Origin of the sequence: Arenibacter antarcticus (genome assembly GCF_041320605.1) — a bacterium.
Lineage (GTDB): Bacteria > Bacteroidota > Bacteroidia > Flavobacteriales > Flavobacteriaceae > Arenibacter > Arenibacter antarcticus.
In genome coordinates this window covers 908,827-930,783 of sequence record NZ_CP166679.1, presented here as the reverse complement: position 1 = coordinate 930,783, position 21,957 = coordinate 908,827, and the positions used below count along the sequence as shown (strand labels likewise).

16 protein-coding genes are annotated in these 21,957 nt (G+C 39.3%); 14 read left to right on the top strand and 2 right to left on the bottom strand.

Annotation, left to right across the window (positions count from 1 at the left end; translation table 11 throughout):
• Nucleotides 1-7: 7 nt before the first annotated feature.
• The 4 genes from KCTC52924_RS03920 to uxaC all read left to right on the top strand — a co-directional run bounded on the left by KCTC52924_RS03920 (nucleotide 8) and on the right by uxaC (nucleotide 8,195).
• Nucleotides 8-3,796: a PAS domain S-box protein gene (locus KCTC52924_RS03920; RefSeq protein WP_251807099.1), complete on the top strand. Its 3,789-nt coding sequence runs from the start codon at nucleotides 8-10 to the stop codon at nucleotides 3,794-3,796.
• Nucleotides 3,783-4,196 (top strand): response regulator, encoded by a 414-nt coding sequence (locus tag KCTC52924_RS03915; RefSeq protein ID WP_251807100.1) that lies wholly within the window; start codon nucleotides 3,783-3,785, stop codon nucleotides 4,194-4,196. The genes KCTC52924_RS03920 and KCTC52924_RS03915 overlap by 14 nt, the downstream gene beginning before the upstream one ends.
• Nucleotides 4,197-4,422: 226 nt before the next feature.
• Nucleotides 4,423-6,678: a PVC-type heme-binding CxxCH protein gene (locus KCTC52924_RS03910; protein WP_251807102.1), complete on the top strand. Its 2,256-nt coding sequence runs from the start codon at nucleotides 4,423-4,425 to the stop codon at nucleotides 6,676-6,678.
• Between the two features lie 110 nt (nucleotides 6,679-6,788).
• Complete coding sequence (uxaC, locus tag KCTC52924_RS03905) at nucleotides 6,789-8,195, top strand: glucuronate isomerase (RefSeq protein WP_251807104.1); 1,407 nt, start codon at nucleotides 6,789-6,791, stop codon at nucleotides 8,193-8,195.
• A 112-nt stretch (nucleotides 8,196-8,307) separates the two neighbouring features.
• On the opposite strand, the gene KCTC52924_RS03900 is transcribed toward uxaC, so the two are convergent.
• Nucleotides 8,308-9,225, bottom strand: a complete 918-nt coding sequence (locus KCTC52924_RS03900) for a ThuA domain-containing protein (RefSeq protein WP_251807105.1) — start codon at nucleotides 9,223-9,225, stop codon at nucleotides 8,308-8,310.
• Between the two features lie 9 nt (nucleotides 9,226-9,234).
• Nucleotides 9,235-10,254, bottom strand: a complete 1,020-nt coding sequence (locus KCTC52924_RS03895; RefSeq protein WP_251807106.1) for a LacI family DNA-binding transcriptional regulator — start codon at nucleotides 10,252-10,254, stop codon at nucleotides 9,235-9,237.
• A 303-nt stretch (nucleotides 10,255-10,557) separates the two neighbouring features.
• Here KCTC52924_RS03895 and KCTC52924_RS03890 point away from each other — a divergent pair, with 303 nt between their 5' ends.
• The 10 genes from KCTC52924_RS03890 to proB all read left to right on the top strand — a co-directional run bounded on the left by KCTC52924_RS03890 (nucleotide 10,558) and on the right by proB (nucleotide 21,948).
• A complete protein-coding gene (locus KCTC52924_RS03890; protein WP_251807107.1) occupies nucleotides 10,558-11,784 on the top strand; it encodes a PmoA family protein in 1,227 nt (408 codons plus the stop codon).
• A gap of 63 nt (nucleotides 11,785-11,847) precedes the next feature.
• Nucleotides 11,848-13,224: a Gfo/Idh/MocA family protein gene (locus KCTC52924_RS03885; protein ID WP_251807109.1), complete on the top strand. Its 1,377-nt coding sequence runs from the start codon at nucleotides 11,848-11,850 to the stop codon at nucleotides 13,222-13,224.
• 199 nt (nucleotides 13,225-13,423) lie between these two features.
• On the top strand, nucleotides 13,424-14,803 hold the full coding sequence (locus tag KCTC52924_RS03880; RefSeq protein WP_251807110.1) for a putative oxidoreductase C-terminal domain-containing protein: 1,380 nt from the start codon (nucleotides 13,424-13,426) through the stop codon (nucleotides 14,801-14,803).
• Between the two features lie 89 nt (nucleotides 14,804-14,892).
• Nucleotides 14,893-15,711, top strand: a complete 819-nt coding sequence (locus tag KCTC52924_RS03875) for an SDR family oxidoreductase (RefSeq protein WP_251807111.1) — start codon at nucleotides 14,893-14,895, stop codon at nucleotides 15,709-15,711.
• Between the two features lie 3 nt (nucleotides 15,712-15,714).
• Nucleotides 15,715-16,923, top strand: coding sequence for a mannonate dehydratase (gene uxuA, locus KCTC52924_RS03870; protein ID WP_251807112.1), 1,209 nt, complete (start codon nucleotides 15,715-15,717; stop codon nucleotides 16,921-16,923).
• A 157-nt stretch (nucleotides 16,924-17,080) separates the two neighbouring features.
• Nucleotides 17,081-18,076, top strand: a complete 996-nt coding sequence (locus tag KCTC52924_RS03865; RefSeq protein WP_251807114.1) for a TRAP transporter substrate-binding protein — start codon at nucleotides 17,081-17,083, stop codon at nucleotides 18,074-18,076.
• A complete protein-coding gene (locus tag KCTC52924_RS03860) occupies nucleotides 18,076-18,564 on the top strand; it encodes a TRAP transporter small permease (RefSeq protein ID WP_251807115.1) in 489 nt (162 codons plus the stop codon). The genes KCTC52924_RS03865 and KCTC52924_RS03860 overlap by 1 nt, the downstream gene beginning before the upstream one ends.
• Nucleotides 18,554-19,864 carry a TRAP transporter large permease gene (locus KCTC52924_RS03855; protein WP_251807116.1) on the top strand — a complete coding sequence of 437 codons (1,311 nt, stop codon included), beginning with the start codon at nucleotides 18,554-18,556 and terminating at the stop codon, nucleotides 19,862-19,864. Before KCTC52924_RS03860 ends, KCTC52924_RS03855 begins: the two co-directional genes overlap by 11 nt.
• 505 nt (nucleotides 19,865-20,369) lie before the next feature.
• The gene (proC, locus tag KCTC52924_RS03850; RefSeq protein ID WP_251807118.1) at nucleotides 20,370-21,176 is read left to right on the top strand and encodes a pyrroline-5-carboxylate reductase; all 807 of its coding nucleotides are present in this window, start codon (nucleotides 20,370-20,372) and stop codon (nucleotides 21,174-21,176) included.
• A 1-nt stretch (nucleotide 21,177) separates the two neighbouring features.
• Entirely contained in the window at nucleotides 21,178-21,948 is a 771-nt protein-coding gene (gene proB / locus KCTC52924_RS03845) for a glutamate 5-kinase (protein ID WP_251807119.1), read from the top strand.
• Nucleotides 21,949-21,957 lie beyond the last annotated feature (9 nt).

Here is a 21,957-nt window from a genome sequence, read left to right as displayed (position 1 = left end):
TGCGCATATGAATGGTTTACAAGAGGAGTTTAATGCCTTGACAGAGAATGAAAGTCTGTTTTTTAATTTAATGGGCCAGGATATTCTTGATGGATTGTGGTATTGGAATCTTGAGAATCCAAAACATGGGTTTTTAAATACTAAATTATGGCAACTGCTAGGTTTTGATCCAGTACCTACACAGCAACAAACATTTGATTGGTATTCCTTAATAAACCAAGAAAATCTACAAATCATTATTGATGCCTATCATAGCCATCTTTCCGATCCAAAAACATATCCTTTTAACGTAGATATAGAATGCAAACACAAAGCGGGCCATACCATAGCCTTAAATTTAAAAGGGGCTATCGTATATGATGAATTCACCAAAACTAATCGCTTATTAGGCATTGCAATCTGCTTGGATAAATATGTGGAAAGTGGAAAACAGCTCAAGCAGAAAAAGGAACGCTTCAAAAATGTCATTAAAGGTGCAAACCTTGGAATTTGGGAAGGTAATCTAAATACAGGTGAGGTAATTTGTAATGAAAGGTGGGCAGAGATGATAGGTTATACCTTGGCCGAGTTACCTCCGATTACCATTGAGGTATTCTATGACTTCGTGCACCCTGATGATAAAAAGGCAATTCAACTTTGCCTAGATAATCATATTGAAAAAAGGGAATTGTATGAACTTGAGTTTCGTATGCGACATAAAGACGGACAATGGATCTGGGTTTTATGTAAAGGTGAAATTACAAAATACGATGATAAGGGGTATCCTAAGGTAGTTTCTGGGATGCATTATGATATTACCCATAGGAAGACAAGTGAACTACTTCTTACTAAATATAAAGACCTCTTGGAACGGTCCAATGAGGCAGCTAATATTGGCCATTGGGAAGTAGACCTTCAGCGAAATAGTATTTTTTGGAGTAAAATGACCAGACAAATACATGGGGTGACAGCAGATTTTAAGCCCACATTAGAACGTGGATTAGAGTTTATTGTGGACGATGAAAGTCGGGCTCATATTCAAACACTTTTTGAGGAAGCGACTCTTAGGCCCATGGAATTTAAAGAGTTGATAAAGATAAAACCGAACAATGGGGATGTAAAATGGGTTTGCCTATCAGGTTTGTCAGAGTTTCTAAATGGACAGTGTATTAGGTTATATGGCCTTTTACAAGATGTAGATCAGATAGAGAAGTCACAACTAAAAGTTATATTAAAGGAAGAGCAGTTTAGGCAGACTTTTAACCACTCCGCGGTAGGAATGGCTTTTTTGAGTAAGGAAAATAGACTATTGCAGGCAAATGCCAGTTTTTGTAATATTTTGGGTTACTCCGAAGCAGAATTGCAGCAAATAGATCTGGCTGCAATTTCCCATTCCGGGGACTTAGAACTAAATAGGGGGTGTATTGAAAAATTGTTGCAAGGTAAACGTCAACATTTAAGGATGGATTACAGGTTTATTCATAAGAAGGGATCTGTTATCTGGACAAATACCACCCTGTCTGTCATATATAATGAAGAAGGTGAGGTTATACATTATATTTCACAAGTGCTGGATATTACGGAACGCAAACAGAATGAAATGGTATTGCAGCATAATGCAGCTCTAATAGGGCGAATTAATGATGCAGCACAAATAGGAATCTGGGAGTTAGATATGGCAACAAATACCGCTCAATGGAGCTCCTTGATCAAAGAAATGGCAGGTGTGCCAGAAGATTATTCCCCTGCTCTAGATGATATATTTTCCTATTTTAAGGAAGGAGAAAATCGTGAAATAATGAGGAATGCCATGAAATTGGCGATGGAAGAAGGGGAAGATTTTAATCATGTTTTACAAGTAGTCAATACTGCCGGAAGAACATTTTGGTCTCGAATTATAGGGATATCCGATTTTAAAAATGGTAAATGCACAAAGTTGTACGGGTTTTTTCAGGATGTGGATAAGGAAACGCAGGCAGCACACGAATTGGCCGTAAAAGAAGAAGAGTTGCGCCTCACCTTTGAACATTCCCCTTTTGGAATGGCCGTTATCGATTTAAAGGGAAAATTGCAAAAATCGAATATTAGGACAACAGCTATTCTTGGCTATTCTGAAGAGGAGTTACGTAAATTGTCTTTTTTTGATATTACCCATCCTGACGATTTAGAGGAGACTGAGAACTTAATGTCCCAGCTTATGGATAGGAAAAGGGATTTCTATACCCTAGAGAAGCGGTACATCCATAAAAAAGGACATATTATTTGGGCTCATGTTTCATTATCGGCCGTAAAGAATGAAAAAGGGGAGTACCTTCATTTTGTCTCCCAAATAGAGGATATTACGGAGCGTAAGAAAAACGAGCTTCTTTTATTGAATTATAAAGACCGACTAGAACAGTCTCACATAATTGGGAAATTGGGATCTTGGGAAATAGACCCCGAAACAAAAATGGTAGAATGGAGCGATAATCTAAAACGAATATTGGAGGCAGATAATTACCAGCCACACTCTCTCGATTTTTCTATTCTCAATTTCGTACAGGAAAAGGATCGTAAAGCCTTAACCAATGCCATTCAATATGCTATTGATTATGGGGAGAAGTTCGACTTTGAGATAGAGATAATTACCATGGTAAAAAATTTAAAGTGGATGCGAATGATCGGTGTGCCCGAATTTAAAAATGGTAGATGCGTTCGCTTGGCAGGGCTTATACAGGATATAAATGAAAGCAAAATAATGCAGTTAAATCTTGGTTTTAGCGAGGAAATATTTAGACGGACTTTTGAAGATGCCGCAATCGGGATGATGGTAATTAATTTGGAAGGAGAATTGCAAAAGGTAAATCCTAGGATCTGTGAGATTTTAGGATATTCAGAAATGGATCTCCTCAAAAAATCTATTTTCCAACTAACCCATCCCGAGGAAAGAGAAACAACCTTTAATTTGTTTGAGGAGATAGCGGTAGGCAAGCGGGAAAATTTTAGAATAGAGAAGCGATATATCCATGCCGATGGCAAATACGTATGGGTCCAGATTGCTTTGGCCGCTGTTAGAAATGATTCGGGCGAGTTTACGCACTTGGTATCTCAGATTCAGGATATTTCGGATAAAAAAATGCTGACAGATAATCTTTCCGAGCATAATAATAGATTGATCAATTTTGCACATATAGTTTCCCACAACCTAAGGTCCCATACAAGTAATATTTCAATGCTCCTAGATTTGGCACAGCAGGATTATCCCAGAGTGGTTAAAAATGAATATTATAAGAATGTAAAACAGGTTTCGGAAAATATGAATGAAACTATTAATCACTTAAATGAAATAGTCGAAATAAACTCAAAAGTGAGTTCTACTCTAAGTTTTCAAAACCTGTTGAAAAATGTGAAAAATGCGGTTAAGTCAACAGAACCCTTGGCCAAACAATCAGGTTCAGCTATAGAAATCCACGTCGATAAAGATCTTAAAGTGCTTGTGGTCCATGCTTATTTAGAAAGCGTAATCCTTAATTTGTTAACCAATGCCATGAAATACAGGTCTTTAGATCGAGCTCATAAAATAATTATTTCTGCTGGCATAGATGGTGATTTTGTCTTTTTAAGTATTAAGGACAATGGGTTGGGGATCGATTTAGAACGATATGGTTCCAAGATATTTGGGATGTACAAGACCTTTCATGAACATCCAGATGCTCGAGGGATAGGGTTATTTTTATGTAAGAATCAGGTGGAGGCTATGGGGGGTAAAATAGAAGTAGAAAGCGAAGTAGATAAGGGGGCGAATTTTACAACTTATTTTAGGCATGAAAACAATTAAGCAAGCCTGCATAATAGATGACGATACTATATTTGTCTTTGGCATTAAAATAATGCTCAAGAAAAATAATTACTGCTCCAATGTGGTGGTGTATAAAAATGGGAAAGAGGCCCTTGAGAATATGGTGCTTGCAAATAGTACTATTACAAATTTGCCCGACCTTATATTTTTAGATATTAATATGCCCGTAATGGATGGCTGGGAATTTTTGGATGAGTTCAGTAAATTTCCCAAGGCCAGTGAGGTGGCCATCTTTGTGCTGAGTTCCTCCATAGATGCTAGGGATCTGGAAAGGGCCAAATCATATGAGGTGGTCAGGGATTTTATTGAAAAACCCCTTTCAAATACAAAATTAAAGAATTTGATCCATCAATTGGAGACAGATGATAGCCGCCTTTAAAATTAATAAATCCATTCCCACAACCTCTATGTCCATAAATTAAAAATCGGATGACTCTTTTATTCCCTTTATAGCTTAAAAATATTTTATTAGGTTAGCATTTTCAAAGGTACTGTGCTATTTTAGTGTTCTTTAATTTATTGGTGCTTTTATAGCTTGTTGATAGAGCCTTGTTTACTAGTAAGTAAATTGTTCTATTCCGGCAGGATACCTATAAAAAAGTACTATGTCATTACTATTTATGGGATTAACACGATATTTTTTTTTGCTGCTGCTTATTGTTTCTTGTAGCCCTTCTTTTGATGAGCCAGTGGTTTTGTTGGAAGATTATACCATAGAAGATGGATTTGCTTTAGAGGTTGTTGCCTCAGAACCGCTTTTGGTGGCCCCCGTTGCCATGGATTTTGATGATAAAGGGCGAATTTGGGTGGCCGAAATGCCCGGATTTATGCGGAATTTGGAGGGCACAGGGGAAGCACTTCGCACTGGGTCTATCAAGATTTTGGAGGATTTGGATAGGGATGGGGTTATGGACCATGCCAAACCTTTTTTGGATAGCCTAGTGATGCCACGCGCATTGGCCTTAGTTTATGGGGGACTATTGTATGTGGAATCACCCAATTTATGGTATGTGGAAATTGAAAATGATAAACCTAAAAACAAGGTGTTGGTAGATTCGTTGTATGCAACCGTAGGCAACCCAGAGCATCAGCCCAATGGTCTAATGATGAATGTGGACAATTGGATCTACAATGCAAAATCGAACTTTAGATATCAGCGAAAAAATGGTGTTTGGAAAAAGGAACCCACAACCCTAAGAGGACAATGGGGAATTTCCCATGATAATTTTGGCCGACTCTATTACAACAATAATTCCACCCAATTAATGGGAGATCATGTGTTGCCCAATAGATTGGTTCGAAATAAATTTATGGTTCCAAAATATGGGGTGGATCAGGTACTGACCAAAGATCAACGCGTTTACCCACTACATGCCGCATCGGTTAATAGGGGTTATGAGAAAGGTGTTCTGGATCAGGATAGTTTATTGACCAGAGTAACTGCTGCCTGTGGCCCTTTGGTGTATAGAGGAGGGATGTTCCCTGATGATTATGATCAAAACGTATTTGTATGCATCCCTGAGATAAATGCAATTAAAAGAAATATCATTTCATTTAAGGACGGTCTTGTAGAGGCCAATCAGGCATGGCAGGGTAAAGAATTTTTGGCTTCTACCGATGAAGGGTTCCGTCCTGTAAACCTTTCCAACGGACCAGATGGTAATATGTATGTGGTAGATATGCATCGAGGGGTTATTCAGCATTATGCTTTTTTAAGTCCTTACTTAAAAAAAATATCGGCCCAAAAGCAATTGGATACTATTGTGGATTACGGTAGGATACTGAGAATTAAAAATTCCAATGTACCAGAAAGGGAAGCTATAGATCTTAGTGTATTATCAGGGAAGGAACTTGTTACAGCCTTATTGGATAGCAATGGATGGATTCGCGATCGCGCCCAACAATTATTAATCCATAAAGGCAAACTAGAGGTCGTTCCCGAAATACAGAAATTGGCTATAGATAGCAATAATCCTTTGGGCCAAATACACGCTTTGTATGTCTTGCATGGCTTAGATGCCTTAACCTTTAACTTTTTATACAAAGTGGTACAAGATTCTAGTGCTGAGGTGGTGGCACATGGGCTTGTTTTAATGGAAAACTTTGTGGAAAAGGAAAATCTGTCCAAGGCCCATGATATTTTTAAGAAGTTGCTTGGTCGCAATGAGGGAATGATAGATCTATACTTATCATCAACTATTGGGGTTTGGGCAGATTTGGATCAGGAATTATTTTTTCCTGTTGTATATCAATTGGTTCAAAATTATCACGACAATGAAATAGTCCAGGAGGCTATTGTAAGCGGTGCTGAATCTATTTTAGAGCCACTGGATATTTATCTAAAGAAGAGGAGAGATAATGAGAATTCGGGAGAACTCACCTTGTTAGCGACAAGTATAGATCGTAAAAATAATGATAAGCCTAATTTTATCTTTTCTCAAAAAATAGCAAAAGCAGATTCAAGGACCAATGGAGCAACCCTGTTCAGGCAGATATGTGCATCTTGCCATTCCCCCAGTGGAGAGGGAATTACTGGATTGGCGCCATCGCTGGTTGGTTCCGAGTATATTTCCACACATTTAGAACAGTTAGGCTTAATAATGCTCCACGGTTTAAAAGGGCCATTGCTAATACATGGGGAATTATACGATTTGGATCATCAAATGCCTGGTCTTATGAATAATAGGGATATATCCGATCAAGATATTGCTGATATAATTTCATACATAACCAATGCCTTTTCCAATCGGTCCCGCTCTTTGAAAGCTGCGAAAATTAAATCGCTTCGCGATCAAAAGTCGAAAAGCGGTATGGAGTACACCGAGGCAGAATTAAAAGAATTGATTCAACCCGCTCCCTAAGGAAAATGGCTGATTTTACCACTTTTACTTGTGGATGTTTTATCTTGTGGATGTTAAATATAGTATAGCAATTACCAGACGTACCATAATAACCTAAATGCATTTAAATCATGAAGAATTTTCTAGATGAAAACTTTCTATTGCAAAGCGATTTTGCCGAGCGGCTATATCACGATTATGCCAAAAGTTTGCCTATCATAGATTATCACAACCATTTATCTCCTAAGGAAATAGCGGTAAACCATCAGTTTGAAACTATTAGTGAAGCTTGGTTGGCAGGAGATCATTATAAATGGAGGGCAATGCGAAGTATGGGGGTCAATGAGAAATATATTACGGGAAATGCTACCGATAAAGAAAAGTTTGTTCAGTGGGCCAATATCGTCCCTTATACCGTAAGGAATCCTTTATACCATTGGACACATTTGGAATTACAGCGTTATTTTGGTATCCACGAATTGTTGGGGCCTAGTACGGCAGAAGATATTTATGAAAGAGCCAATGCTAAATTGAAACAAGAATCGCATTACACCTTGGGGTTGTTGCAGCAGCAGAACGTAGAATCTTTGTGTACTACAGATGAGCCAATATCTTCTTTGGAACATCATAAAAGTATTTTAGAGCAAGGAATTTCCCCTAAAGTCTATCCAACATTTAGACCAGATAAAACTTTTGCGATAGAGGGAGGTAAGGCCTATTTGCAGTATATGGACCAATTGGGGGAAGCCTCCGGAGTAACGATCAACAGTTATGAGGATTTGTTGGCTGCTTTGGAGAATAGGATCCATTATTTTCATGAACGCGGCTGCAGGTTGGCGGACCATGGGTTGGAGCAATTGTATTTCTTTAAAGAGGGCGCCTTCAACGTGAAAAATATATTTTTAAAGGCTAAGGATGCTATTGCTCTTTCTCAAGAGGAAGTGCACTATTTTAAAGCACAAGTGTTATTATTTTTGGGGACAAAGTATCATGAAATGGGGTGGGTGCAACAGTTTCACCTTGGAGCCATACGCGATAATAACAAAAGATTATTGACCCAATTGGGTCCAGACACGGGATTTGATTCCATAGGCGATTTTTCCCAAGCCAGGGCTTTAAGTGGGTTTTTAAACAAACTGGATAGTTCCGATCAGTTGGCGAAAACCATAATCTATAATCTTAATCCCTCAGATAATCCAGTTATAGCCACTATGGTGGGAAATTTTAACGATGGTTCGGTAAAAGGAAAGGTGCAATTTGGATCTGGCTGGTGGTTTTTAGATCAAAAAAACGGTATGGAAGAACAGATGGATACCTTGTCCAATATGGGGCTATTGAGCTGTTTTGTAGGAATGCTGACCGATTCTAGAAGCTTTTTGTCCTTTACCAGGCATGAATATTTTAGAAGAATATTGTGCAATCTAATCGCAAAGGATGTGGTTAAGGGCGAATTGCCCGCCGATGAAAAATGGTTGGGCAAGATTGTTTCGGATATCTCCTATTATAACGCCAAAACCTATTTTGATTTTAATAAATAATTCACGTTACAGGAAGCCCTTATAGAGCGACTAGATATGGAATACAACAATAAATGCGCATCTATTTAGGATGCGCATTTTTTATAAATAAATTTTTTTTGAGAACAATAGGTTAGGGTTTACCTATAGGACTGTCATCAACCTTTAAGTCTCCTACAACATACTGCATGCCATCCAAGAAGAACTGGAGTAATTCTGGATTCTCCATGCTTTGGGCATTATGGGATGGGGAGCTGTAAAATACTCTCCCCTTCCCATGTCGCTTTATCCAAGAGACATAAATGGTGTTATTGCTAACCGCCTCTTTTACGCCTTCCAGTTGGTCCGCTTCTATATACAAAAGGGGTCGAAAATTGTAATCGAAATAGGCGTTCTTAAAAAAATAGGGTTCGTCTACATGCGTAAGGCCCTTACCTTTGAAAGCCTCGACCAATGGATGGTTGGGGTCTACTTCCTTTAGGTGCATTTTTTGTTGTTTGGGGTGATAATCAAAACTTCCGCCGGTCATTTTACTGAATTCTATAGAAATGTTCTGTACAGTAATCGCTCCGTGTAATATCATTAGACCCCCTCCCTTTGCCACATAATCCATTAGATTTTGTTCGTATTCAGCTGCCAACTTTACAATAGCGTCTTCAGAAAGGCTGCTGTTCTTTTTTAAAAGGTCCCAGAACAAATCGCGCTTAGGTCCTGCTGGATTGGAATTGTTCAATATAATGGCATCATATTTTTTAAGATTTTTTCTATCGAAGCTGTTGATGTCATAGGCAATGTGAACCTCGAATGCGCCTGTTTTTTTAGCTAATATTTTTAGCATTTCATTGTTGTGTGGTGCCGTCCAATGATAAAATCCAGTGTGCTGCGAAAAGACAAGTACTTTCTTTGTGTTTGCTTTTACGCGTGGAGCGGAAGGGGCGCTACTCTCTATTTTTGCAAGCCATTGGTCTGTTACTGGAAAAGATTCTATGCTCTGGGCCCAGATGGTTCCAATAAAGAGAAGGGTCAAGCTGCTTAAAATTGTTTTTTTCATGAGTTGTATTTATGATTTATAAGTTGATTCCCGCTTAATTAATTTGTGCCTTAGAGTGATGGAATTGGCAGATTGAAAATTGATACTGCCGTTTAATTGACTAATTACACTCTGGCCTGCCAAGACGCCCATTTCGTACCCAGGGTAGGCAATGGTACTTAAGCTGGGCGTCACCAATTCCGAGATGGGGTCATTATTAAAACCGACTATTTTTATGTCTTCCGGAATTTTATATCCTGCCGTGATTAATGCCTTAATAAGGTGTGCTGCAAAATTATCATTGGCCACGAAAAGTCCGTCCACAGAATGTTCTAAAGTCCTAATGTGTTGTACTACTGAGTCCACATCCCCGGAACTAAGGTCGGATTCCAAGACGGGATTGTTATTTAACGGCAATTGGTGTTTAGTAAGAGCCTCCTTGAACCCTTCTAGTCGCTCCGAGTATACATTGCGTTTTAAGTTTCCCCCTATATAAAGTAGGTTTTTGCAACCCTGTTGGATCAAATGCTCTGTAGCTTCATATCCTGCCAATCTATTGTCGATTATAAAGGTAGAGGAGTTGGGTAAATTGTGTACCCGATCTAAAAATAATAATGGAATTTTATGGTGTATAAAAGGTGTGAAATGATCATAGTTGGAAGTGTCATATGCCAACGATACCAGTAAGGCATCAACCCCACTATTGTATAAGGTCTTGGCATTTAATTTTTCCTTCTCCATAGATTCCAAGGATTGACTAATAATTAAATTGTAGCCAGCTTCATTGACTGTTTTTTCTATGCCCGCTAATATGGTAGACATAAAGTTGGAGTTAAGTTTGGGTACTATGACGCCTATGGTATTGGTCTGTTGCTTGCTGAGGTTGGCGGCAAATTTATTGGTCTTATACCCCATTTCATTGGCTTTAGCGACCACTCGCGCTTTGGTTTTGTCACTTATGGAAGGATGGTTATTTAGGCTTCTGCTCACCGTTCCAGCGGAAACACCTAGGGTTTTGGCTAAATCGTATATAGTAATTTTTTTATTCATGTGAGTATTTGTTGCGCAAATGTTGCGATAAAAGTAAGTAATAATTTTATATCATAAGCTTGGTGTAATATTATATCATTAATGTTATTAGGTCTTTTCAGTGTTTTTTGAATATTTAGTTGATGTTGAGGTCGCAATTTGTTGTAGCGTTTTTGTTGCAATCGGTTGCATAATTAATCTTGATTAATTAGATTTGATGTTAAAGCGATGATAATTTACAGTTTAGATCAGAAAAACCAGATGATTGTTGCAATATAAAAGTTTACTTTATGTAAATTTTATTTACCAAACCAAACCAAACCAATGAAATGTATTTTTTACTGCTATGTGCTAATTTTGTCTTCGGCGTGTTCGGAACAGGGAAGTTATAAGTTTCAAATCGCCGGAAGTGAGGGGGCCTCTGTGGTTACCCCTATTGCATTGAATGTTGAGGCCTTGGGGAATGGTGATTTGGATTGGGAAGAGGATTTAGTGCTATCCTATGAAGACCGTAAAGTTCCATTTCAAATCGATATAAATAAAAAAAAGCTTTGGTTTATCCATTCGTCCAATAATAACAGTTCTTATGAAATAGTAAAGGAAGAAGGAAAGGACTATAGTTCTGAAGGGGTGAAAATAGATAAGAATAATGGTAATCTTCATTTGTCAAAAGCTTCCATTCCCTTGCTTACCTATAGGTATGGAATGACTTATCCGCCAGAAGGAGTAGATTCCATTTTTAGGAAATCCGGATACATTCATCCTTTGCTTTCTCCCTCGGGAGACACCCTTTCTCGTATTCAACCTCCAGATCATTATCATCATTATGGTATATGGGGCCCTTGGACGCATACACAGATAGAGGGAGAGCGGGTCGATTTTTGGAATTTAGCAGAGCGACAAGGGACCGTACTTTTTAAGGATTTTAATGATACTTATTCTGGACCAGTCTATGGCGGTTTCAATGCCCATCAAGAACATATTAACTTAAAAGCTTCGGAGGATAAGCGAATTGCTTTAAACGAAGACCTAGAGGTTAAGGTATGGGACTTGGGTAGGTCAGATCGATATATGGTAGATTACACCAGCACTTTTAGCACCCCATTAAATTCTGGAATCTTGTTTGAAGCCTATCGCTACGGGGGTGGCCTTGGAATGCGTTTTACCGAACGTTGGCATAGGGATAATTGCACGGTACTTACTTCTGAGGGTAATGACCGACTCACAGCAGACGGGACTAACGCCCGTTGGTGTATGGTAACGGGGGAAGCTGCCGATGGTAAAGGGACCAATGGCATTTTGTTTTTGAGCTACCCAGAAAATAGGTCGCACCCAGAACCTATGCGCGTTTGGCCTATTGATGGCAATGGTGGCCGTGGGGATATGTTCTTCGAATTTTGCCCTATTCGCCATGAAGAATGGCAGATAGAACCTAATAAGGAATATGAGTTAAAATATAGAATGGTGGTTTTTGATGGTAAACTTACGGCCGATGAAGCGGAATCGTATTGGAAGAGTTTTGCCGTGATGCCTAAAATAATTAAAGAGTAAATAATAAAGCGAGGCGATAAGCTAAGCTTTCCACTGAATAGTTAATTAATAAAAAACCAAAAAATGCAAAGAAGAAAGTTTATTAATAAATCACTGTTGACCACGGCTGCCGTGGTTGGATTCCCAACTATTGTACCAGCAAGCGTATTCGGGAAAAATGCCCCCAGTAACAAAATAAATATAGGACAAATCGGTTGTGGAAGAATAGCTCGTGGTCATGATATTCAGGATACCATCCGTTACGATCAAACCCGATTTGTAGGGGTCTGTGATGTTGATTCCAATAGGGCTTTGGATGCCCAGCAATTGATAAATACCTACTACAAAGAAAAAACCGGGAAGAATAATTACGTTGATGTAAAAAAATATGACGATTACCGTGAAATGCTTCTTAACAAAGATATAGATGCGGTAATTATAAGTACCCCCGATCATTGGCATTCCCAACCTGCAATGGAAGCGGCCTTGGCGGGGAAAGATATCTACCTGCAAAAACCTACTTCCTTAACCTTACGAGAGGGACAACAATTACGTGAGGCGGTTGAGAAATCCAACGTCATCTTGCAAGTAGGTACCCAACAGCGTTCTATGGCGCAGTTTCGGGTAGCGGCAGAATTGGTACGTAACGGGAGGATCGGAAAAATCCATACCGTAAAAATAGGATTACCTGGAGATCCATCCGGACCGGAAGCTGCTCCTATGCCCATCCCTTCAAATCTCAATTTTGACGCATGGCTGGGGTCTACGCCAGATGTTCCCTATACCGAAATTGGGGTGCATCCACAACAGGGATATAGTAGGCCGGGTTGGTTACGGCAGAGGAGTTACGGCGCTGGGATGATCACCGGTTGGGGACAACACCATTATGATTCCGCGGCGTGGGGTATGGATACTGAGCTAACAGGCCCCATATCCGTGGAGGCCTTGGCCGAATTTCCGAAATCAGGATTGTGGAATGTACATGGCGATTTCTTTGTAAAACAGGAATATAAAAATGGGATAACCGTATATACCAGTGGAGGCTATACCAACGGTATTCGCTATGAGGGTACGGATGGTTGGATCTTTGTATCACGTGGCAATTATATTGCGTCAGCATCAGATCCAGTGGATAAAGAAAAGAGTAGTAAAGCCTTGGATGCTTCCGATCCAAAAATATTGGAATCTATAATAGGTGAAAATGAAATCCACCTTTACAAAAGCGATGATCAGCACGGGAACTGGTTAGATTGCATAAAAACAAGAAAGGAACCTATTTCTCCAATAGAAAAGGGTCATAAAGCCTGTGCAGTTTGTTTGATAAGTGATATTGCGATGCAATTTGATCGAAAACTGGAATGGGACAATGAGAAGGAATTGTTTGTCAATGACGATGAAGCAAACGCCATGTTGAGTAGGGAGCAAAGAGCACCCTATGGAACCAACTATATTAAAGTTTAATAGATAGAATTATTGGCTTGTGAGCTTAATTTATAATTCAGGATTTCGGGCACCAATGTTACTTGGGTTTGCGCTTTAGCCCAACTATTGGAGTCGAAAAAAGTCGGGCCTATTTATGAAGTGCCAAGGTTAATAGAATTAATGGGTTATTTTAGTGGGGACATTATCAATTAATACCGTTTTAAATTAGTAATTAAAAATGAAGAAATTAGTAGTTATTCTTTTGCTTTCTATGTGCTTTTCTTGTGCTGAAAATTCCAAAAAAGTAAAGAACGATCAAATGGAAGATAAGGGAAAAGTAAAATTAATGACTCTGGATCCCGGACACTTCCATGCCGCCTTGGTACAAAAAATCATGTATCCAGAGGTAGATTCCACAATTTATGTTTTTGCACCCAAGGGGCCGGAGGTAGATGACTTCTTAAATAAAATTGAATCCTATAATTCAAGATCCGAAGCACCTACCCACTGGAAGGTGGAAACTTCCTTTGGGAATGATTATTTGGAAAATATGATTGCCAAAAAGCCAGGGAATGTCATGATAGTAGCGGGTAAAAACTCGAAAAAAATAGATTATATCCTTGCAGCTGTAAAAGCTGGAATCAACGTGTATGCGGATAAACCATTGGTCATCAATCCAGAAGGATTCCAGAAATTAGAGGAAGCCTTTAAGGTTGCCGAGGAAAAGGGGGTGTTGATCTATGATATAATGACCGAACGCTTTGAGGTTACTACTGATATGCAGCGACTATTGTCTGCCGTGCCGAATGTTTTTGGGGAATTAATGGAGGGGACTCCATTGGAACCTGCTATTAGCAAGGAAAGTGTGCATCATTTTTTTAAATATGTGTCCGGAGAACCATTGGTAAGACCCGCCTGGTTTTTTGATGTAAATGAAGAAGGGGAGGGCATTGTGGATGTGACCACCCATTTGGTAGATTTGGTGCAATGGGAGCTTTTTCCAGAACAAGTGATAAAGAGGACCGATATAGAAATGATTAGTGCCAAACGATGGTCAACGGATCTTTCGTTGGAAGAGTTTAGCAAGGTTACCGGATTGGATGCTTTTCCCGATTACCTAAAAAAAGACATTGAAGGAGATAAGTTAAAAGTCTACTGTAACGGAGAAATGGTGTATAAGATCAAAGGAAAATATGCCAAGGTTTCAGTGATATGGAACTATAAAGCACCGGAAGGGACTGGGGATACCCATTACAGTATTATGAGGGGGACCAAGAGCGACCTAGTCATTAAACAGGGGCCAGAAGAAAATTTTAAACCTACACTGTATATCCAACTAAAAGAAGACGGAGATTTTAAATCTGAAATTGCAGCTGCTTTGCAGGGGGATATTGCATCCATATATCCTGGAATCACATCAGAAAAAATAAATGATACCCTTTGGAAGATCCACATTCCTGAAAAATATAAAATTGGTCATGAAGCACATTTTGCACAGGTTACCCAAAATTATTTACGATATTTAAAGCAGGGAAATTTACCCGAATGGGAGGTGCCAAACATGTTGACGAAATATTACACCACCATAGAGGGTTATAAAATGGCGAAGGAAGAATAGAAATTATTCATCTAATCTAAATGAGTATCGATATATAATATATGCTATCAATTATTAAAATACATAATAGCAAAAAAAAATTTAATTTTATGAGTCAAATATTTACACTAGAAAATAAAATTTATGCCTTGTCTGGAGGAACTGGCACTTTGGGGGGATCTATATCCACCTATCTTGTGGAAAATGGAGCTAAAGTGATATTGTTGGGGCGTTCTCAAGATAAATTAGAAGAAAAATGCAAGGAATTGAATTCCCTTCATTTAGATAGTGCCCATTTTTACGTAGTGGATGTAATGAGCGAAAAGGGATTGACAGATTTGCGTGATAAAATAGTATCCCAGTTTGGGAAGTTGGACGGTTTAATAAATCTCGCTGGAGGTAATATTCCAGGGGCCACCTTAAAACCAGAGCAGACTATTTACGATATAGAAATTGGAGATACGCAAAAAGTGGTAGATATTAACCTAATGGGAACGGTGTTGCCAACAATTGTGCTAAGCAAGATTATGGCCGATCAGGGGCATGGATCTATCATAAATATATCTTCCATGGCCGCCAAACAAACTATTTCCAGAGTACTGGGCTATTCCTTAGCTAAGGCGGGCATAGACATTTTCACGAAGTGGATGGCCAATGAACTTGCTTCAAAGTTTAGCGATAAGATTCGCGTTAATGCCATTGCTCCAGGTTTTTTCATCGGAAATCAGAATAGGCGCCTATTGACCAACGAAGATGGGTCGTTCACGGACCGGGGAGAAAAAATTATCACCAATACCCCTATGGCTCGCTTTGGGGATGCCTCAGAACTAAATGGGATGGTTCATTATCTGCTCAGCGATGCTTCCTCCTTTGTCACTGGAGCCATTTATGATATTGATGGTGGTTTTAGTTCTTTTTCTGGGGTGTAAACTATGAAATATTTAAAAAGTACATTACGGTGGTTTGGCCCCCAATTTGGGGTGTCCCTACAAGATATTCGAGAACTTGGGGCAGTGGGGGTAGTAACTGCTTGCCATGATATTCCCATTGGAGAAGTCTGGTCTGTAGAAGCCATTAAATCCGTTAAGGCCGAGATAGAATCCCATGGGCTAGAGTGGTCGGTGGTAGAAAGCGTAAATATCCATAAGGCTATTAAGTATGGGTTGCCGGACCGCGATAATTATATCCAGAAGTATATAGATACCCTTAAGAATTTGTCCGCCAACAATATTAAAACGGTCTGCTACAATTTTATGCAGCTGATTGATTGGACTCGAACCAATTTAAGTTATAAACTCCCGAATGGTGCCATAAGCTTATTGTACGATCCCATTGCCGTTGCTGCTTTTGATCTTTTTATCCTAAAACGGGAGAATGCGAGGGAATTTTATAATGTGGAAACCTATTCAAAAGCAGAAGTCTACTTTAACTCTTTAAGTACTCAACAAACAACATTACTGATTAATGCTATCTTGGCGGGAATGCCCGGCTCCAAAGAAGCCATACCTATTTCCGTGTTTAAATCTACCTTAGAAGAGGTGAGTGGAATAGAAAAACCTGATTTAAGGGAGAATCTGGCCTATTTTTTAAAAGCAATTATTCCGGAGGCGGAAAAATTGGGGATTAAAATGGCCCTTCACCCAGATGATCCGCCGTTCCCCGTTTTTGGAATTCCTAGGATTGCCTCTACCTATGAGGATCTGAAATTTATTGTGGATTGTGTTTCCTCTCCAAGTAATGGTATAACCTTTTGTTCAGGATCATTGGGCGCGATCGCTTCTAATGATCTGTTGAAAATTATAGCGGACTTTGGATCAAAGATTCATTTTTTACATTTAAGGAACGTGACCCGTAAGGCCGATGGCAGTTTTTATGAAGCCGCCCATTTAGACGGCTCCATACCTATGGAGAAGATTATGAAAGCTCTAATTAAGGAGCAGCAAAGAAGACATCGTAGCGGAATAGGCGAAGTAGCCATTCCCGTTAGACCGGATCACGGCCATGTGTTATTGGACGATAAAAAAAGAATGGGCGATTTTTATCCCGGTTATTCCCTTATTGGTAGGGGAATTGGTATGGCACAGCTTTATGGTTTAGAGAAAGGATTAAGGGAAACGTTGTTGTTAGAGGATGAAACCTAGTGCATAAATAAAGCAAACCATGCGAGAAAAAAAATAGAAAAATATTTTCAGTATTTCAAAAAAAGAGGGCTAGCTGTTCTATTAAAGAGGGTTTTAGTGATTTTATAGAATTAAAACGCTAAGGTTGTTATCTTTAGAAAAGTAATAATAAAAATATATGCGGGAATTTAAAAACGTAAAACGAAAATTATTGGGAGTGATATGGGCTGTGGCTTGCCTTTTTATTATCTCTTGTTCTGAAAGGGCCTCTCATAAAACATTATTTTTCGCGCATTCCCTTCCTATTACCCATCCAGTGCATAAAGGAATTCTTTCCATGCAAGAGACCCTTAAGGAGAAGTCTGGGGGAAAACTTCAGATTAAAATTTTTCCTGATGGCCAATTGGGATCGGAAAGAGAGATGTTAGAGCTTTTACAGATAGGAAGTGTCGCCATGACCAAGGTAAGCGCTGCCTCTATGTCCAGTTTTGCGCCGGAATACAAAGTGTTAGGGATTCCTTACTTGTTTAGGGATTCGGACCATATGTTCAGTGTTTTAGAAGGAGAGGTAGGCAAGAAAATTTTGGAAGGCGGTAGCGAATACCTACTTCGGGGACTCTGTTTTTATGATGCTGGAGCTAGAAGTTTCTACACCTTGGACGGTTTTATAAAGACACCGGAGGATCTAAAGGGAAAAAAAATAAGGGTAATGAACGATCAAATGGCTGTAAATATGGTCAATGATCTTGGAGGATCTGCTACGCCTATGGCTTACGGGGAACTATATACCGCCCTGCAGCAACGGGTGGTAGATGGTGCCGAAAATAACATACCTTCCTTTGTAACTTCCAACCACTATGAAATATGTAAATTCTATACCGTTGATGAACATACCATGACCCCCGATGTTGTAGTGGTGGGAACTAAATTTTGGGATACCCTGAGCGATATAGAAAAAGAATGGTTGCAAGCCGCTGCTGATGAAAGTGTTGCAAAACAAAAGGTGTTTTGGAGAGAGACGGTCAAAGAAAATATGGAAGTCTTAAAGAATGCCAATGTAGAGATCTATACCCCCGATAAAAGTCCCTTTATATCCAAAACAAAACCCATCTTGGAAGAGCTGATGAAAGACCCCATAATGAAAAAAATAATCGACCAAATTAATGACTATTAATGCAGACCACCTATAAAATTTTAAACAAGACCATTGAGGGAATGCTTGTGCTTATATTTAGTTTATTGGTACTAGATGTAGTATGGCAAGTGATTTCTAGATACGTAGTAGGGCAATCCAGTTCTTTTACCGAAGAATTTGCCCGCTTTTCTCTAATCTGGTTAACTGTGCTAGGCGCGGCTTATATAAACGGACAAAGGGAAGGGCATCTTTCCATGGATTTTTTACTGACCAAACTCCCTCAAAAGCGACAGCATAAAAGAAATAAGGTCATTCAGATCTTTATGGCCATTTTCGCCCTTGGAGTGATGGTGATCGGCGGTGGAAATTTGGTCTATATCACCCTAAAATTGGGGCAATTGTCACCTGCCTTATTAGTTCCCCTGGGGTTTGTCTATGCTATAGTACCCATTTGTGGTCTCATCATAATATTCTTTTCCATTTATCATATCAAAATAACCTTTAACCCCAACCACAATGAGTATTGAGACCATAAGTATCCTGGTATTATTTGTCAGCTTTATGGGGCTGTTGGCCTATGGGGTTCCCGTGGCTTATTCTATTGGAATAGCCACTACTCTTACCTTATTGATCAATATTCCCTATTTGCCGGCCACTACTACCATAAGTCAAAGAATGACCACGGGTATCGATAATTTTGCCCTTTTGGCCATTCCGTTTTTTATTTTGGCGGGGGAGATAATGAACAGGGGGGGCATTGCCAATCGGTTGATTGAGTTTGCTAAATCACTGATCGGAAGCCTTCCAGGAGGTCTCGCCTATGTAAATATCATTTCTGCAATGTTATTTGGAGCCATATCGGGATCCGCTATTGCAGCTGCCTCTGCAATAGGAAGTACATTGACAGAAAAAATGGTAAAAGACGGTTATCCAAGGGAGTTCAGTGCAGCCGTAAATATTAGTTCCTCTACGACCGGCCTGTTGATTCCACCTAGTAATGTATTGATCATTTTTGCTTTGGCTAGTGGTGGTACCGCTTCAGTGGCTGCCTTATTTATTGCTGGTTATATTCCTGGTATATTGGTAGGGCTGGCTATTATGGGCGTAGTTTATGTCTATGCGTTAAGGAAAGGATTACCAAAGGAGAAGCGTGTCAGTTTTAAAAAGTTGTTTCGCGATTTTAAAAATGCCATATTAAGCCTAACCCTATTAGTTATTGTGGTTGGAGGTATAGTAGCTGGGATTTTTACGGCTACGGAAGCGGCTGCCATTGCCGTGGTTTACGCTGTTTTACTGGGTTTTATTAATCGGGAACTTAAATTTTCCGATTTTAGGCCTATCCTATTGCGTAGTGCCAGGACTACAGCTATTGTTATGTTTCTGATAGCTACTTCCATGGCCATGTCCTGGTTGTTTTCATTCGAATCCATTCCACAATCCTTAACAGGCTTTTTATTGGAATCGGTGAAAAACCCTTTATTGGTGCTACTTTTTATCAATATTACCTTGTTGGTAGTGGGTACCTTTATGGATATGACCCCAGCCGTTCTTATTTTTACCCCTATTTTTCTACCTGTGGTGATGGCCTTGGGCATGCATCCAGTGCAATTTGGAATGGTAATAGTCTTAAATTTATGTATTGGAATATGTACACCACCTGTAGGAACCTTATTGTTTGTGGGTAGCGGGGTGGCCAAAGTACCGGTGGTTAAAGTAATTAAACCGCTAATGCCACTGCTGGGGGCAATGGTAGGTGTTTTAATGATGCTCACCTATTTTCCGGAGTTATCCTTATGGTTGCCAAGGGCATTTGGATTGATTGATTAAGGTGATGAAGGAAAATGTGTATCAGTATATCTCCTCCTTTCTCACTGAAAAGAAATCGACTTTCCCTACCTAAGCGTTTTCTTGTAGTTAAGAAGTATACCCCTTATATAAGGATGGAATGGTCGTACTGCAGTGTCAAAATCGGGTCCATTTAATTTTTCGTTCCCTATTCTAGTTGTGTTGTGGAAAGCTGGTTTACATGCAATTTACGGCAAATCACCCCTTGGTTTTGTGCCAGAATTAGAATATTAGCTCAATAAAATCTTAGTAATTGCCATTATGTCGGCATATAGAATTCGATTATGGTGTCTGATTTGAATATTCCTTTAAATTTATCTCTATTTTACATAATTCCTCTTCCCAATCAGAGTGGTAGCTACGCCCAGCGTATAGATTTTTCCTATGTGAATGAAGTTACTACAGATAAAATCTATCGCTAAGCCTAGGGTTTCGCATCATTTTTGTGCATTATGGTAGTGTAAATAGTATTAACTAAAATTATTACATGAGAGTATTAGTAATTGGGGCGGGTAACATGGGGTTGACCTATGCGGAGTCTATGTCAAAATCAAAACTTCTAAAAAAGAGAAATTTAATGATCTTGGATAATTCCCCGGAAAAAACCACGTCTTTAAAAAAGATTTCACATTTCGAGGTTTATGATAATTTGGAAGAATGTCTTCCAAAAGCAGATTTAATTTTTCTTGCGGTGAAACCTTTCCATAGTGAAGACCTTTTTAAGAAAATAAAAAAACTGATAAATAAAGAGCAGATAATAATCTCGATAATGGCGGGGGTTACCATAAATACTATGCAGGAAGCTCTGGGAGTGCAAAAGATTGTTAGAGCCATGCCAAACCTCCCGGCACAGATCGGAAAAGGGGTCACCTCCTATACCGCCTCCAAGGAGGTTTCCAGGATAGAGCTTTTGACCATTGAAAGTTTATTGGATACTACCGGAAAATCTATTTTTGTGAGTTCCGAAAACTTTATTGATGCTTCCACTGGAATTTCAGGAAGTGGTCCGGCATATGTTTTTTATTTTATGCAAAGTATGATGGAAGCAGCCTTGAAAATGGGCTTTTCCGCAAATGATAGCAAGGTTTTGGTAAGCAAGACCTTTGAGGGGGCGGTAGAGCTCTTTAACCAGTCGGACCTTTCTCCCAATTCATGGATGGAAAGAGTGGCCTCTAAAGGAGGGACCACTAGGGCCGCATTAGATTCTATGGAAGATAATAATGTAAAGGAACTTATAAAAGAAGCAGCTTATTCCGCCTTTAATAGAGCGGTCGAACTAGGAAAAGAAAAATAAAATGTATAATCAAAGAGTAGTTATTAAAGTAGGTACCAATGTAATGACTAATAAGGACAATAGGATAGTGAAGCCTGTCCTTGATCATTTGGTATGGCAGATAGCAGAATTGTACGAACGTAATATAATGTCCATTCTAGTGTCTTCTGGTTCCGTAATAGCGGGAATGGAAGTGATGGGAGAAAGCACATTAACCGATACGGCAACAAGACGGCAGGTTTTTTCTGCCATTGGACAACCAAGGATGATGCGCCATTATTATAATATTTTTCAAGATTATGGAATGAAATGCGCCCAGGTTTTGGCAACTAAACGCGATTTTAACCCAGGAAACCACAGGGATAATATGGTGAATTGCTATGAGGGATTATTATCCGAAGGAGTGGTGCCAATCGCTAATGAGGATGATGCCGTTTCCCTTACCAAATCCATGTTCTCCGATAACGATGAGCTTGCCAGTCTGGTTGCTGAGCTTACCAAGGCAGATAAGTTGATCATCCTTACAGATACGGATGGTCTCTATTCGGGACATCCCGATGCAAAGGGCACCGAGGTCATAAAAAACGTTAGCGTAGATCAAGATGTGGAGAAATATATTCAGACCATTGCCAAGGGCGAAGCCGAAGGTAAGGGAGGTATGGGTTCCAAATTAAATATCGCAAAACAGACCGCCTCCAAAAATATACCCACTTATATTGCAAACGGTAAAAGAAAAAGAGTGATATTGGATATTATGGAAGGAAAAAGTGTGGGGACCAAGATTACGTTATAAGGGAAAGAA